Origin of the sequence: Leptotrichia wadei (assembly GCF_007990445.1) — a bacterium.
Lineage (GTDB): Bacteria > Fusobacteriota > Fusobacteriia > Fusobacteriales > Leptotrichiaceae > Leptotrichia > Leptotrichia wadei_A.
Window position 1 is genome coordinate 1,340,933 of sequence record NZ_AP019841.1, and the last position, 15,304, is coordinate 1,356,236.

At 26.0% G+C, this 15,304-nt stretch carries 14 protein-coding genes; 10 read left to right on the top strand and 4 right to left on the bottom strand.

Annotated features, from left to right (window positions below):
• Positions 1–127: 127 nt before the first annotated feature.
• Positions 128–826 (bottom strand): esterase, encoded by a 699-nt coding sequence (locus FVE74_RS06315; RefSeq protein WP_147003734.1) that lies wholly within the window; start codon positions 824–826, stop codon positions 128–130.
• A gap of 250 nt (positions 827–1,076) precedes the next feature.
• Between FVE74_RS06315 and FVE74_RS06320 the strand changes: the two genes are divergently transcribed.
• The 7 genes from FVE74_RS06320 to FVE74_RS06345 all read left to right on the top strand — a co-directional run bounded on the left by FVE74_RS06320 (position 1,077) and on the right by FVE74_RS06345 (position 5,476).
• Positions 1,077–1,373, top strand: coding sequence for a hypothetical protein (locus tag FVE74_RS06320; protein WP_147003735.1), 297 nt, complete (start codon positions 1,077–1,079; stop codon positions 1,371–1,373).
• A gap of 53 nt (positions 1,374–1,426) precedes the next feature.
• Positions 1,427–2,200 carry an RNA polymerase subunit sigma gene (locus FVE74_RS06325; protein ID WP_147003736.1) on the top strand — a complete coding sequence of 258 codons (774 nt, stop codon included), beginning with the start codon at positions 1,427–1,429 and terminating at the stop codon, positions 2,198–2,200.
• Positions 2,201–2,228: 28 nt separating this feature from the next.
• Entirely contained in the window at positions 2,229–2,372 is a 144-nt protein-coding gene (locus FVE74_RS11505) for a hypothetical protein (RefSeq protein WP_172617419.1), read from the top strand.
• Between the two features lie 68 nt (positions 2,373–2,440).
• Positions 2,441–3,370 (top strand): DUF4299 family protein, encoded by a 930-nt coding sequence (locus FVE74_RS06330; RefSeq protein WP_147003737.1) that lies wholly within the window; start codon positions 2,441–2,443, stop codon positions 3,368–3,370.
• A gap of 40 nt (positions 3,371–3,410) precedes the next feature.
• Positions 3,411–4,184, top strand: coding sequence for a hypothetical protein (locus FVE74_RS06335; RefSeq protein WP_147003738.1), 774 nt, complete (start codon positions 3,411–3,413; stop codon positions 4,182–4,184).
• Between the two features lie 69 nt (positions 4,185–4,253).
• The gene (locus FVE74_RS06340; protein ID WP_147003739.1) at positions 4,254–4,628 is read left to right on the top strand and encodes a hypothetical protein; all 375 of its coding nucleotides are present in this window, start codon (positions 4,254–4,256) and stop codon (positions 4,626–4,628) included.
• 89 nt (positions 4,629–4,717) lie between these two features.
• Positions 4,718–5,476 carry a hypothetical protein gene (locus FVE74_RS06345; RefSeq protein WP_147003740.1) on the top strand — a complete coding sequence of 253 codons (759 nt, stop codon included), beginning with the start codon at positions 4,718–4,720 and terminating at the stop codon, positions 5,474–5,476.
• A 48-nt stretch (positions 5,477–5,524) separates the two neighbouring features.
• On the opposite strand, the gene FVE74_RS06350 is transcribed toward FVE74_RS06345, so the two are convergent.
• From FVE74_RS06350 to FVE74_RS06360, 3 genes are read right to left on the bottom strand one after another with little or no spacing between them, the layout of a single operon-like run.
• Complete coding sequence (locus tag FVE74_RS06350; RefSeq protein WP_147003741.1) at positions 5,525–7,408, bottom strand: DEAD/DEAH box helicase; 1,884 nt, start codon at positions 7,406–7,408, stop codon at positions 5,525–5,527.
• Complete coding sequence (locus tag FVE74_RS06355; protein ID WP_147003742.1) at positions 7,401–8,651, bottom strand: hypothetical protein; 1,251 nt, start codon at positions 8,649–8,651, stop codon at positions 7,401–7,403. The genes FVE74_RS06350 and FVE74_RS06355 overlap by 8 nt, the downstream gene beginning before the upstream one ends.
• Positions 8,652–11,594: a DNA-directed RNA polymerase subunit alpha C-terminal domain-containing protein gene (locus tag FVE74_RS06360; protein WP_147003743.1), complete on the bottom strand. Its 2,943-nt coding sequence runs from the start codon at positions 11,592–11,594 to the stop codon at positions 8,652–8,654. It abuts the gene before it with no gap.
• A gap of 432 nt (positions 11,595–12,026) precedes the next feature.
• Here FVE74_RS06360 and FVE74_RS06365 point away from each other — a divergent pair, with 432 nt between their 5' ends.
• The 3 genes from FVE74_RS06365 to FVE74_RS06375 are packed head-to-tail and all read left to right on the top strand — an operon-like array spanning position 12,027 to position 15,295.
• Positions 12,027–13,241, top strand: coding sequence for a M20 metallopeptidase family protein (locus tag FVE74_RS06365; protein ID WP_147004571.1), 1,215 nt, complete (start codon positions 12,027–12,029; stop codon positions 13,239–13,241).
• Positions 13,242–13,253: 12 nt separating this feature from the next.
• Positions 13,254–14,672 (top strand): 23S rRNA (uracil(1939)-C(5))-methyltransferase RlmD, encoded by a 1,419-nt coding sequence (gene rlmD, locus FVE74_RS06370; RefSeq protein WP_147003744.1) that lies wholly within the window; start codon positions 13,254–13,256, stop codon positions 14,670–14,672.
• A gap of 35 nt (positions 14,673–14,707) precedes the next feature.
• Entirely contained in the window at positions 14,708–15,295 is a 588-nt protein-coding gene (locus FVE74_RS06375) for a cob(I)yrinic acid a,c-diamide adenosyltransferase (RefSeq protein WP_147003745.1), read from the top strand.
• The last annotated feature ends 9 nt before the right edge of the window (positions 15,296–15,304 follow it).

Here is a 15,304-nt window from a genome sequence, read left to right on the forward strand (position 1 = left end):
AGCGATGAACTTATTAGACTTCTGGTTATTATGTATATTGTTTACAGACTGACTAGATAGTCGAAAAATATCGAATTTCACCTCTGCCTCTACCCTTAGGGGAGTTAAATTATTCAAATTATTAAAATTAACAATTTTCTAAAATCCAAACAAATCCTTTTCCCATTCGTATATCAGAATCCCTAAAATGATTCCCCTCATTCCATTCCAAGATACATTTTTCCACATCTTCAGAATTTCTCAAAATCTCAAAATATTCCCTTATATTATCCCCAATCTTCGATAAAACCTGATGTTTAGTCTTTTCCTCCAAATCTCCAAGACTCAAATAAACATTTTTTGCCAAAATCTCATTATTTTTCACAAACTTAATCCAATCCTTATACCAAACCGACGGCGAAGCTCCAACAACTCCTGCAAAAATATCTGTCTGATACCCGCACCACAACGAAAACAATCCCGCAAGTGAATATCCTCCTAAAACATATTTCACATTATTTTCTTGAATATTCACAAGTTTTACCAAATTTGGAATCAATTTTTCCTTTATAAACTCTAATGTTTTACCAGCTCCATCGCCAAAATTTCCTTTTCCACGAAGAAGTGGCATTTCCCAAGGTGTCAGTTCACTATTCCAGTCTTCTATTTTGAAAGCTGCCAAGCTAAAACTTTTATCTGTATTTTCAGAAATATATTTCACTTCATTGTCTAAAAGTTGCATATCATGCTCATCGACAGGCTGTATTAAAATATATTCTGTCTTTTTATTTTCATTTGTATATAAAATACATTCTTTTTCTTCTATTTTGAAATTTAATTTTTTCATATTTACTCCTTTTTTAATATTTTTTGAATATTGAATTTATTTTAAATAAATTTTGATTAATATAATTAATTATAGCATATGTTTTTAAAAATTTTATTCAATTTATTTATACTATTTTTATAATTTTTTTCTTTGATTAAATATATTTAATTTTTTTTTAAATTATGATAAAATAAACAAAATATTTAATAAAATCTGGAATTTTTGTAAGCTCTATCAACAAAAGAATATTTATAGAGAGGATAATGAAATGTTTAGAAGGAAAAAAGAAATTTTTTATGTTGGAAAAGTTAAAATTATTATTAATGAATCAACCCTTGATGTATTTAGAAATACAATATATTATGTAGATGTGCAGAATGCCCTGTGTATTAAAGGTGTTCCGTTTATTACCTGCGATATTTACGAAGATGAATTTTCCGACCATTTAATTGCTCAGGTGGGACTGGAAGATGACGAGGAAAACGATATATTACCAAGTATAGAGGAACTGAAAAATAAAAAAATCGTTTGCTTTATTCAGTTAGATGAGCATATAATAAGATAAAATTGTTGAAGTGTTCAAAATATATAAAAAATATTCAAATGGAGGTTATTTTTATGAATATAGAAATTGTACAAATTTGTGATATTACATTAGCCGTAAAATTTGCCTTAAAAACAAAAACTAAAATCGAATATTTTCCTTTTGAATATGAAAAAAATATTGAATTTCTATTCTCTAAAAACAAAGTGGATTTTTTAGAAAATAGCTACAAAGCTGAAAATATTGAAGAATGGTTTGACTATTGTTTAAACTTAGGATTAGAAGACATAAAAATTTTATTACCTGTCTCATCTAAAAATTTAAATATTCCCGACGATTTAAATTCAAATAAGATTAAACTTATTTGCTATTTTAAAAATAATTTGATTCTTTATTTTACACCAAAATGGAAGAAAACAAGTGGTGGATGGAATGTTACTTATACTGCTCACAAATACGAAAATTCTATCAATGAAAAACTTAAATTTTATGATAATACAGAAGATTTTAAAAATGTATTAAGTAAAATAGCAATTTTGGCTGATAAAATTAATTTTTCAAATTTTGGAAATATCTTTAGAAAAACTTTTAGCATTTTAAATGGGGAAAGTTTTGAAAATATAAGAAATACTTTTTATGGACAAACTCTTTTTAAAATACCTAAAATAAATGCAAGACTTTTTTATTCCGCCAAAATTTCTAATGTTTTTGGTGGAATGAGTTCCTGGAATGACAGCCCTCCTTATTATGCACACGAAAAAGGGCTTGAAAGTGAATATGACAGTCTTACGGAAGAACTTTTGACACAAATTAGGCTTGCTCTTTTATATTCTGTAAATGAGTGGTAAAATATAGTAAAATTATAATGAAGGATTTATGGAATTTTTTCAAAAGATATTTATTGTTGTAGTTGTAGTAACAATTATTTTTCTAATAAAAAAATTAATGATAACAAAAAACTTAGAAAAAATTGAAGTTGATGATGAGTTGAAAGAAAAATTAAATAAATTAGTAAAATAATACATTATATCTTTTTATAAATTTGAATAAAATAAATTAGTAAATTAAAAAATATGGAGGATAAAAAAATGAGTATAAGTTTTTATGTGAAAAACAAGAAAAAATTTTTAGGTTATAAAGCCGTTTTAAATGTTGAAACTGCATTGAGTTTACTTGATAAGGAACTTTATACCTACAATACTGGAAATATTGATATTAATGATTTACTGCTATCTCCAGTTTCTAATTATCAGTGTCTTTTAATAGGAGACGGTAAGGAAAGTGCAAGAGGATTTGAGCTATCTTATGACACAAAATATAACAATTATGTTGTAAGGATTTTTACGCCGTCATCTAGGGAAGATTGGCTTTTGGCATTGGAATATATAAAAGCGTTGGCTAAAGAATTTGATTCGGAGATTTTGAATGAGAGAGGTGAAGTTTATACTGCTGGTAACATTGATAAATTTGACTATGAATCAGATATACTTTATGGAATAAAAGTAATTACAGAAAATATAAAAAGTGGAGAATCAGATACTTATGTTATTTTTGGTACAACTAGACCTGTTTCTTTCAATGAAGAAATGGTAGATGAAATAAATAATTCAAATAATCCTATAGATACTTTTTCAAAAATAGTAAGAAACATTCAAAATTTAGATGCTTATTCGGCAAATCAACGTTTTTATAAAAATGATGAAGATGAAAGAATTATGGGAGCTTATAGTCTGACAGAAAATGTTAGAACAATTCTTCCTTATAAACCTAGTGTTGAATTTCATAATTTAGATATCGTTAAAAATGATGACATAGCTTTTTGGAATATAGGTTTCGTTACTATTAATGGAGATGAAAATGATCCAAACAGTTATCAAGTTATTGGTCAATTAGATTATAATGATTTTATAAAAAAATTACCAAAAGATAAGTATCGTTTTATTGACGCTTCATACATTCTTGTTGAGCCGTTAAGTAAAGAAGAAATTTTAGGATTTTTGGAAATATCTGTTAATTAGAATAAAATGACTTTAAAATACTAAAATTAGGAGGCATAAAATGGATAAAAATCGTAAAAGATGGGGTTATATCTTTGATGAAAAATTAGATATGTTGATTCCTAATATTCCAAGACAGAAAAAATTTGTAAAAATATTTTTGATTTTATCATTAATATTTTTTATCATTGCTCTAATGCAACTATATTTTTTAGATAAAACTTCCCCAAAACAAATAATATTTTTGATTTATAGTGGAGGTTCAGTTTTTTTTCTTTTGTTTTTATCTATTGTTATAAAAGTAAATATTTATTTCATCGAAAAAAAATTGAAACAACTTGAAGAAATGACATTGCCATATGAATTTGAAATTCATCCACTAAAAGATAATTCATATATTTTTTTGTGTATTCTATTCTTTATTATGTTTATTACAATACTCTATCTTAAATTAAATGAATTGTTAAAAAATTTTACATCAAAAGATATTTTTTTCGTTATTTTCATGATTATAACGATTGCCGTCAATTTTAGCTTTTTTTTGGAAAATCTCAAAAAAAGAAAATATTCTTTAATCATAAATGGAAAAATTATAAAATTATTATATGAAAACAATGAAATAGAATTTATAGAAATTGATAATATCCGTTATGCCAAATTTTATGCGGCTAATGCTGGAAAAGGCAGAAAAGAAAGAAATCCTACTTTTCAAATTTTTGATAAAGAAGAGAAAAAATTTGTTGAAATGTCTATCAAGCCAACTGATTATTGTTTGCTGAAAAAATATTTTACAAAATATAATGTGATGATTGTTGATTTATATGATTATTTCTAAGAGTCTATATGATTTTAGAAATAAAAATTTTTTTTAATTACAAAATTAAAAAATAAGGAGAAAAATATAATGTTTATTTTTATGTTGATATTGCAATTGGTAGTACTTATTATTAGTATCACAACTATTATCTATTTAATAAAAAGAAAGAACACAATGGAATGTTTTTACATAGAAAATGAAATTTTATGCCTAAACTCTATGCCTACAAAAAAGATTCCACTTTCTGATATTGATTACATAGAATTTTATTGCAGTCGTTTTCGTAATAATTGCAGAGGATTGATAAAGGTTCATACGATAAATTCAAAAGTAGTCAAACGATTTTTTCAAACAAGTAAATTTACATTTTTTGTTACTGAACAAATGGTTTTAGATGAAATTAATAAATTGACACCTATTTTGAAGGAATATTCGATACCGTATACTATTAACTATAATTAAATTTTGAATATTATAGTTATAGAATTTTAAAAAATTTAATTATATTTATTCAAAATAACAAATTTTATACTAAAAAGGAAGTGTTTTAAATGGGAATATATGAAATGATTGTAGGAACAATGTTTATACCATTTTTATTTATTTTATCAATATTTTTTTCTTTATCATTAAGAAAAAGAAACATGCAAAAAATTATATCCGCTGAAATTAGTGATGACTTAAAAGACTTAAAACCACGAGAATTTTTTTATAATTTATTAAAAATGGAAAGAACAGCAAAACCAGTTTATTGCGCAGAAATTTTCTTATTGGCAATAGACACTATTTATATCTTATTCGGTGGGTATGCTGAATATCTAAAAGAGTTAAAATTTGCACAAGAGTTTCCTGATTTTCCAATCAATCCTATGTCATTTGTATTTATTAAATTTGGCATTCCTATTTTTTTATGGTTTACTATACTTTTTCTATTATTATTTGCCTTATTTATGAAAAAGAAAGAGAATAAAAGATTAGCCGAAATGCTAGATAACTTAGAAAAATACAGATTTTTAAATTATGCAAAAGAAGATTTTATCAACTCTGAGAAAATAGTTAAAACTGGAATGGTCTCACAAAGTGATTTAAAAATTGGAAACAGATATTTATTTTCTGTCTATCCAGCATACATAATTCCTTATTCTTGGATTTCTGATATAAAAATTGATAGAGTTTATAATCGTGGAGGAAGTTATTCATCTTTAACTTTTATTTTTACTAAATCTTTTAAATATGAGAAAATATTTTTTGCTAAAAAGGAGGTTGCTGAAAAGGTTAGGAATTTTATTTTGGGAAATGAAGATTTTTAGAGAGTGTCAATTAAAATTTTTACACTCTCAAAAACCCTACTATTTAATTTAAAGTTTTAAGTCTTTAAATATAACTTCAATATCATCTTCTATACTTCCTAAAGATTCCAAAATATCTTCATCAATTGCGTCTAACATAATTTTTTCTTTTTCTAAAAGTCTTTGATATATTTTTTGATCTAAAGAATATTCAAATCCATCTCTTGTTACAAATATACTTTGTAAAAAATAATATTGTGTATATTGCCCTTCTTTTAATCCTAAACGATGTATTCGATCCTTTGATTGTAATAAATGTACTAAATTATAACTGTATTCATAATAAATTGCATCGTGGCAAACAGAGTGTAAAGAAACTGATTCTGCTAAGGTATGTGGATTTGTAATTAATACATCAATTTCTTTTTCTTTAAATTTATTTAATATATTTTTTCTTTCTTCTTCTGAAGTACTACCAAAAATGACACCTGTAGATATTCCCTCCTTTTCCAATTGAGAAGCCAACTGTCGAATTGAATCAACAAAAATACACCAGATAATTACTGACTTCCCTTCTGAATTAAGTTGCTTTACTTGTTGAATACAGGAATTAAATTTTTCAGTTTTACCAAAAGAATTTATTAAATCTTTGATATCCTGTGAATAATCAACATAATCAATATCTTCTGGATCTGATGTAGTATCCAATATAGCTGAAAAATCTTCTTGATTTTCAGATATAGCTTTTAATAACATTTTAGGATTTGATTCTAACTGTAATAACCTAATAATTAATGCTAATTTGTTTTTAGCATATTTTAACAATAAAATATTAAAAATTTTATTTTCTTTATCTGATAGTTTGCATGGTAAAATAATATCTGGATTAACTTCAGGAACTTCCAATTGCTTTTTTGTTGTTCTACAAAAAAATGGTTTTATCTTTTTGTTGATATTTTCTATATCATATTCACTTGGAATCCTTAACTGGGCATCTCCAAAACCAAAAAAGTCATTGTATTCTTCATGATATAAAATATGTAATAAATTCTTAATGTCAAGATACGAATTTGGAAGGGGTGTTCCTGTTAATGCTATTGTATATCTAGCATTATATGATATTTTGAGAGCATTCTTAGCTCTTTTACCATTTGGATTTTTTACTTTATGAACTTCATCAAAAACAAGCAGTGTTTTATCATCTATAATATTTTTTACCTCTTCCAAAATAGAATCTAAACTTTCATAATTAAAAAGTAGTAAATTTTTTTTATGAACTGCTTTATACAATAAGGCATTTTTCTTATCTCTTGAATTTGAATAATCTTGAATATTAAATAATTCTAATTTTCTTTTATTACCAAAACAATTATAAAATTCATCTTTCCATGAAATAAAAGAACTTCTAGGCCCAATCATAACTATTTTATCTACCAAACCTTTGTAGGATAAAAAACTAAAAACTCCATAAACTGAAGATGTTTTTCCAGAACCTGGTACAGAAAAATTAGCAGATTTTCTCATTGCAAACATAAAAAATGAATCCCAAGCCTGTTTTTCCCTTAATTTTCTTACCATTTGACTATCAATAACAGCTCTATAACTGTTATATTTTTCCAAGATTTCCTCAGTCTGACTTTTAATTCCTAAACCCACTCTTGATCTTTCATTAATATATATTTCTCTTTTTTGTATGTACTCTTCCACTTCTTTTGAAACGTGAAAATCAATATTATTTTTTGAAGAATATTTTTCTATTATTTCAATTATTTTTTTATATTTTATATAACCTATTTCTTTTTTAAAAAATAATTTATTTTCCTCTGTCTTATCCCTAGAAACATATCTTTTTAATTGTAATTTATAAACTCTATTTCTCTTTAAATTAGAAATCATCGAAGAAACAAGAACTAAAATATCATTTTCAAATTGAAGTGTCAAATTATCATTCACTATCGGTTTCCTCCTCAGTTTTTTGATCAATCTCTTCTAATCTATCTTCTAACTTCTCAATTTTTTTCTTTAACTCATCTATTTTCCCTTTTAATTCTTCTATTTGGTCATCTTTTAATTTATCCAAAATTTTAAGATCAATCTCATCTAAACTATTACATGCCTTTTCCATAGATTTTAACGGTGCATTTCTAGTTTTTTCCCCTGCAGATCTTGTAACATACTTTTCTGTTGTACGCAAAAACTCATTTTTTATTTTTTTATCTTCTGCTATTTCACCGATTTTTTTACTTGCATTTTTATCAGATTCTTCTAATTTTTCACAAACTTGTTCCACAATCGGAGATTGCTCTTTCAAGTAATCTTTTAAATGTTTTAGATTAGCTGCAATATCATTTATTTTTCTTATATATCTAGTTAAATCTCCAGCAGGTTTGCTTAAAAATTGACTAAATACAGCATTCTTCAAATTTTCTTTAATATCTTCATCATTAATTTTTTTTAACATTTTCTGTAATTCCTTTAAAGGATCTACAAGATCTAAATCTCTAGCCAAATGAAATTGTTTTTCTGCATCAATAAATTCTAGAAACTCAGCTAATAAATTTGCTCTTTCAACTTCTGAAATTATATTTTTTTCTGTATCATTTACACTTTTAGCATATTCTGCTGTTGTTAATAATTTTGTTTCCACAATATCATGATAAATTCCCACTAATCTTTCAATAGGACTATACCCAACTTTTTCGTCAACACCATGCTGTAACATAAGTTCTAACATTTTTATATCTTTTTCATTATTCTCAATACTGTAATCCAATATAACAGCTTCAAAATACTGCTCTTTATGAGTTTCCTTCTCAATATTTCTCAAACATGTGAATCTCCGATTTCCATCAATAATACGTCCATCTAACAGTACCACTCCTACTTCTATCTGTCCAATAGCTTTTATATTTTGTTGAGTTTTTTTTAATGCATTATAATTACTTTCTGTAATAAACCTATGAATAATTTCATTATAACTTTCTCTATCAGAATAATCTATTTTATCAATATTATTTTCCATTTTATATCTTGAAATCCAAGTGGAAATTCTATCATTTTGATCATTGTAAAATAACTTATCCAATCTAATCTTATAAATTGGATAATCTTTTGAATGATTTCTGATGACTAATTTTTTTTTATTTTCTGTTTTAAATACAGACTTTTCTGCTAAATCGTTTTCTAATAAATTCATTTATATCACCTCATAATAAATTTCATAATCTGCAAACACTATTTTAGAAATAGGGTCATAAAACATAGAAGTAGACTTTACAGAACTAATAACATCGTGCACATCAAGCACAATATTATATTCATCTCTTAATAAATCGTTTAAGTCATAAACTTCTATATAAAGTTTTTCCTGTTTATACACAATACGCTCTAAAAAATCTTCAAAATTTGCTCCTTCACCATTACTATACATAAGTTTATTTTTCCCTATTCTTCTATAGGAAATTCTATTCTTATCTTCAATAAGAATAGATGTATAAAAATAATCGTCAAATCCCAGTTCATCTAATTCATGATAAAATCCATTTTTCTTCAATGAAAATGTTGTAAAATACTTATCTTTTCCTATAAATTCTAAAACATCTGAACAATATTGTTTTAAATCTTCTTTTGTTATTCCTAGTTTTTTCAATTTACTAAAATTAACAAATTTATTTGGTGAAAATTCAATAATTTCATATACATATTTTAATCTATAAATTTGAGAAATAAACATCGGCAAAGATTTTATTTTAGAAGATATATCATCCAATTTTACAATCTCATTTTTTTGTAAAAATTGATAAAAATAACTAGATGCTGAGTCATATTGACTTTTTACAATATATCCTCCAGAAATTTTATATCCTAATTTTTTTAATAAAATTGGATTCAAAAATTCCTTTTTATAGTTTGGAAATGTTTTTTCAATTTTTTCTCTAACTTCTTGAACTGCATAAAGTTCTTCAGATAATATATCTTTTAGCTCAAGAAAAATTGAATCATCATACTCTTCAAATTTTATATCGTATATTCCACTGCAATTATATTCATCTATGTAAGAAAGATAATTAGCTGCAAATGTTTTAGAATCAACCCCATAAAAATCTTCATATTCATTTATAAAGTCCTGTTTTGAAATAGGAGATAATAATGACAACAACTCTTTTACCTGCTGTTCTCTATCAGCTTTACCAAATTCTATTGACGGCATTCTACCAAATTTTATTTCAGGATATTTATCCACAGTACATATCTTTTTTAACAAATTATGAAGTTCATATTCATCACGAATATCATACATTTTCATTAAATCAGGATACATTTTAAAAAATTTCAGACTTGAATATTCCTCATTTTTATACTGGCTTAAATTTAAAGTTTCTAAAAAGTCGCTAAAATCATATCCTAAAATATTATAATATCTAAATTTTTTCTTTGGTTTCCATAAAACATTCATATCATCTCTTATACGATTTTCATAACTTCTATCCACAATTTTAAGACTTTCTTCTTTTTCATAACCTAATTCAGTTAAAAACATATCATACATTTCTTTAAATTCAATATAAGACATTCCATCATTAGCAAAATGCTTTATAATATAATTTGTAAAACTTGCTCTCCCCACGAGTATTCTTTCTTTATCGAAAGTAATATAATCTTTATAAACAAATTTTTCAAAAACTCTCCGAATTATAGCAGGAATCTCTTCATCTTCTAAAAGCTCCTGTAATGATTTTCTCACATTTTTAACCTGATTTAACTCATTTCTATATCTCAAACTTAAATAGTTATATGTTTCTTCTTCTCTTAAGGCAACTAGAAATGCCTCTTTATTCACATCATATTTTAAATATATATCCTTAAAAAAATCTTCTTTAAATTTTCCAAAAGATAATTTTTTCAATCCTTTTGCTTCAATCTGTCTTACTCTTTCTCTTGTTATCTCTAAAGTATCTCCTATTTCTTCCAATGTTTTCCCAGAAATTCTATTTAAAAAGATATTTGCTTCATTTTCTGTCAAATAATTGTACACTTCTTCTTTAACACTTTTATATACAATTACAAATCTATCATCATATAACTTTTTAATTAAGTTTGATTCGCATAAATATTCAATAGTTTTTTTATATATTTTTTTATCTTTTAAAATTTCAGGAATACTTTCCCATAAAATATCTTCTTCAATTCCGTAAATATTTTTAGATATTTGCCTAATAATATATTTTAACCACTTTTCTTTCCCATAACTATTTTTCCACCATAAAAGCGAAACTATATTTTCAGTTATATAATTATAATCATTTTCCTCTGTTAAATCAGTATACTGCACAAAAGAAAAATAGTGATCAGAAATATTTGAAATCAACTTTTCAGTATTGCAATTTAATATTGCAGCAACTTTTTTAAAAAAATCAACACTTTCTTTTGAAATTTTTTCTTCTTCTGATCCCTTATCTTCAATATTAGCTGGTATTCCAAAATAAAAAAATATAAGAAATTTAAATCTTTGCAGTTCTTTTAGAGTCTTTCCCCCCATTTGCTTTATTGCCTTCAATTCTTCTTTCGTTTTATAAAAAAGCTGAGAACAGTATTTAATATTAGCAATCTTCAAACAATTTTTAGCTCTTGCTGAAAGTCTTAAATAATCTATACTTATATCTCCCCTTATATTTATTGGAACTTCAATGTTAAGATCCCTTCTTATACTTCTTATTTCCTTTTGTACTGTATTTTCCAAATATTCTGGTAATTCAAATTCCTCATCACTCTTGGTAAGAAGTTCTGAATAATACTCTATACCAAGTTCCTTTAAAAAATTTTTACTTTCTTCTGAAAGTCCTAAATCCTCAATAGGAATATCTTTATATTTTTCTCCAAATTTATTTGTGAAATATTTATCTTTTGATATTTTCATTTCTATTTCAGAAATATCTATATTATCAAAATTATGATCTTTTAGCATTTCTATCTTTGATAATATTTCTTGAATAGATTTTTTTCCTATCCCTTTGAAATTTTTTATATCTTCTACCGAAACAGTTAATAAATCTTGAACAGTAATAATATTAAATTTTTCTAAAACATTATAAGATCTTTTTGATAATTGAAGTATTTGAATTGACGTATCTTTTTTCATAATTAAAAAACTCCTTCTCTGCTTTTAATTAATGTTCAAATTTTATGCTGCTATGCTCTACTTTTTAATGTACATCTCACATTTTAAACTCAACTTTTTATAAAAAACTTTTTGTATTTCTTCATAATTAAACAGTTTTATATTTTGAAAAATATTAATTCCATTATTTAGAACAAAAATATTAACTATTTCTAAGTCTAATAGCATTTAAGTATAGTAACATTATATTTCATTTATTTAATAGTTTACTTTATTTAAAAATAAATATCAAGATAAATTGTAATTTCAAAAAATTATAAAATAAAATATTTATAAAAATTTTTTGCCCAAAACATTTTATTTTCTCATTCATTTATTTTTCAAAAATTTACAAAGCCAATATTTTTTGGTATAATGAAATTAAATAATTTTTTAGAAAGTGATGTGATAAAAATGGATTCACAAGAGATAAATAAATTTATAAAGGAAAATGTTGATAAAATTTATGATGAAATGGTAAAAGTTAGAAGAACTATTCATGAAAATCCTGAACTTGGGGATGAAGAGTTTGAAACAAGTAAATTGATAAAAAGATTTTTGACAAAAAATGGTATTGAATTTTTTGAAGTTATAAATACAGGAGTTGTTGCGACTATTTATAATGATAAGGAAAATATGGAAAATAAAACAGTTGCTACTCGTGCGGATATTGATGCATTGCCGATTTTTGAAGAAAATGATGTTGACTATAAATCTAAAAATACTGGAAAAATGCATGCTTGTGGACATGATGCACATACAACTATTCAGCTTGGAGTGGCAAAGGTTCTGGCAGAAAATAAGGATAAATGGCATGGAACTGCGAGATTTTTCTTCCAGCCTGCAGAGGAAACTTCTGGGGGATCAGATAGAATGATAAAAGCTGGAGCATTGGAATTTGAAAAGGAAAAAGATAGAAAAATAGATGCTTTTTTTGCATTGCACATGGCTCCAGAAATAGAACTTGGCAAAATTGGAATAAAATATGGAAAGGCACATGCTTCATCAGCAAGAATACATCTTACAATAAATGGAGTTTCAGCTCATGCCGCATTGCCTCACAAGGGAATTGATGCAATTTTAATCGGTGCAAAAGTTATGGAATATCTTCAATCTATTGTCAGCAGAAGAATTGATCCAAGAGAAGAGGCTGTAATTACAATTGGGGCATTTAATGGAGGTTTTGCTGATAATGTTGTCTGTGACAAAGTAGAAATGAAGGGAACAGCTAGAACAATGTCTGAAGAAACACGAACATTTATAATTGAAACATTAAAAAGAGACTTGCCTAAGTTTGTAGAAGCATTAGGCGGAATAGCAAATGTTGATATTGTACGTGGCTATGCACCTGTAATTAATAATGATGAAATGACAGAAAGAGTGGAAAATAACATTGTTGATTTGTATGGTAAAAATGCTTTGGAACTAATAAAGCAGCCTAGAATGGATGTTGAAGATGTAAGCTACTTTTTAAATGAAATTCCTGGATGTTTTTTCAGACTGGGAACACGAGTGGAAGAAAAGGGATTAATTTACGATTTGCACCATCCTAAATTTAATATTGATGAGAAAAGTTTAAAAATTGGAATGGGATTACAATTGAAAAATATTTTAGAATATTTAAAATAAAAAAGGAATAAGATGAATAAAATAAAAAATAATTATGAAGTTGGGCAAAAGCTGGAAATTGAAATAGAAAAAATAGTATTTGGCGGCGAAGGTCTTGGAAGAATTGATGGGTTTACTGTATTTGTACCAATGAGCGTGCCAGGAGATAAACTGGAAATTGATATTATTTCTGTGAAAAAGTCTTATGCTAGAGGGCTGATAACTAGAATAATTGAGCCGTCAAAAGATAGGATTGAAGATTTATCCAAAATTAGTTTTGAAGATTTCGATGGCTGTGACTTTGGGATGTTAAAGTATGAAAAACAACTTGAGTATAAGGATAAAATGCTTGAAGAAGTTCTCACAAAAATTTCAGGAATTGATTTGGAGAATGTACAAGTTGGGAAAATTATTGGAAGTGATGAAAAGGTTAATTATCGAAATAAAACGGCTGAGCCATTTTTTAAAAAGGATGGGATTATTCAAACAGGATTTTATTCTAGAAAATCCCACAATGTTTTTCTGGCTAAAGAAAACCTCTTAAAATCAGAAATTGCAAAAATGATTATTGATAAATTTTTACAAAAAGTAAATAGTTTTTCAGGTACAAAAAAAGAATTTAAAGTTTTTAATGAAATTAATAACACTGGATTTTTGAAGCAAATAATGGTTAGAAATAATGAAAAGAATGAAGTTATGATAATTGTTATTGTAAATAAAAATTCCCAATATAATCAGCTTTCAAAAGTACTGGAAGAAATGTATGATGAAAATGAGTGCATAAAGTCAGTTTATATTTCCGTAAAAACTGAACAAAATAACGTGATTTTAGGAAAAAATATTCATTTATTTGGAAGCCAGTATTTGGAAGAGGAAATGGAAGGATTAAAATTTAAAATTTATCCAAATTCATTTTTCCAAATTAATAAAAAACAGGCACTTAAACTTTATGACACAGCGATTGAATTTTTAAATGAAGAAAAAAATAACAAAAATAATGGCAAAATTTATGAAAAAACAGTAATTGACGCATTTTCTGGAACAGGAACAATTGCAATGATGCTTTCTAAAAATATAAAAAAAGTTATTGGAATTGAAAGTGTTGAAAGTTCTACTCTTGCAGCAAAATTAACATCCTACGAAAATTCCATTCAAAATGTGGAATTTGTAAATGGAAAAGTTGAAAAGGAACTGCCAAAAATTCTAAAAAGAGAAAATATTGGAGCGATCGTTTTTGACCCGCCAAGACGAGGAATCGAAGAGTCAGCATTAAAGAGTGTTATACAGAATAAAATTGAAAAAATTGTTTATATTTCTTGCAACCCTGCAACTTTTGCACGGGATGTGAAGATTTTAACTGAAAATGGGTATGTATTGAAGAAAATTACGCCTGTGGATATGTTCCCGCAAACCGCACATATTGAAGTTGTCGGACTGCTGGAAAAACTTTAAAACTAAAAATTTCGTATAAAGAAAGTTGAGAATTTATGAAAATATACACAAAATATGGCGATGAAGGATTTACAAGGCTTTATGGCGGAAAACGAGTCAGCAAGACTCACGTTAGGGTAAAAGCGTATGGAAAGATGGATGAAGTTTGCTCGTTGCTTGGGGTAATTGTGGCTGAAATTTGTGAAAATGATAAATTAAATAAAATTTTAGGAGAAATCCGCAAGGAATGTGAAAATATTCAGCAGCAGTTATTTGACTGTGGAAGTGATCTTGCAACACCTGACAGACTGCGAGAATATAAGCAAAAAATTGATGATGTGAAATGGCTTGAGCAAAGGATGGATGAATACATTCCCTTGCTTCCTAAACTAGAATATTTTATAATTCCAGGCGGAAGCAAGATTTCAAGCATGTTTCATTCGATTCGGGCAAGTACACGGAATCTTGAGAGAAAAATGGCCGCTGTAATTGAAGCAGGCGAAGATATAAACAAAATTGGATTTCAATATATAAATAGACTTTCAGATTATTTTTTTGTGATTGCATGCCTTGTGAATTTGAAATTGGGAGTTAATGAAACTGTCTATAAAAAAAGTAAGAAAATTTTCAAAGCAAAAGATTGAAAAGAAAAA

Coding starts and splice junctions, on each gene's coding strand:
- FVE74_RS06315 (WP_147003734.1), bottom strand. CDS start 826: ATGAAAAAATTAAATTTCAAAATAGAAGAAAAAGAATGTATTTTATAT.
- FVE74_RS06320 (WP_147003735.1), top strand. CDS start 1,077: ATGTTTAGAAGGAAAAAAGAAATTTTTTATGTTGGAAAAGTTAAAATT.
- FVE74_RS06325 (WP_147003736.1), top strand. CDS start 1,427: ATGAATATAGAAATTGTACAAATTTGTGATATTACATTAGCCGTAAAA.
- FVE74_RS11505 (WP_172617419.1), top strand. CDS start 2,229: ATGGAATTTTTTCAAAAGATATTTATTGTTGTAGTTGTAGTAACAATT.
- FVE74_RS06330 (WP_147003737.1), top strand. CDS start 2,441: ATGAGTATAAGTTTTTATGTGAAAAACAAGAAAAAATTTTTAGGTTAT.
- FVE74_RS06335 (WP_147003738.1), top strand. CDS start 3,411: ATGGATAAAAATCGTAAAAGATGGGGTTATATCTTTGATGAAAAATTA.
- FVE74_RS06340 (WP_147003739.1), top strand. CDS start 4,254: ATGTTTATTTTTATGTTGATATTGCAATTGGTAGTACTTATTATTAGT.
- FVE74_RS06345 (WP_147003740.1), top strand. CDS start 4,718: ATGGGAATATATGAAATGATTGTAGGAACAATGTTTATACCATTTTTA.
- FVE74_RS06355 (WP_147003742.1), bottom strand. CDS start 8,651: ATGAATTTATTAGAAAACGATTTAGCAGAAAAGTCTGTATTTAAAACA.
- FVE74_RS06360 (WP_147003743.1), bottom strand. CDS start 11,594: ATGAAAAAAGATACGTCAATTCAAATACTTCAATTATCAAAAAGATCT.
- FVE74_RS06365 (WP_147004571.1), top strand. CDS start 12,027: ATGGATTCACAAGAGATAAATAAATTTATAAAGGAAAATGTTGATAAA.
- rlmD (WP_147003744.1), top strand. CDS start 13,254: ATGAATAAAATAAAAAATAATTATGAAGTTGGGCAAAAGCTGGAAATT.
- FVE74_RS06375 (WP_147003745.1), top strand. CDS start 14,708: ATGAAAATATACACAAAATATGGCGATGAAGGATTTACAAGGCTTTAT.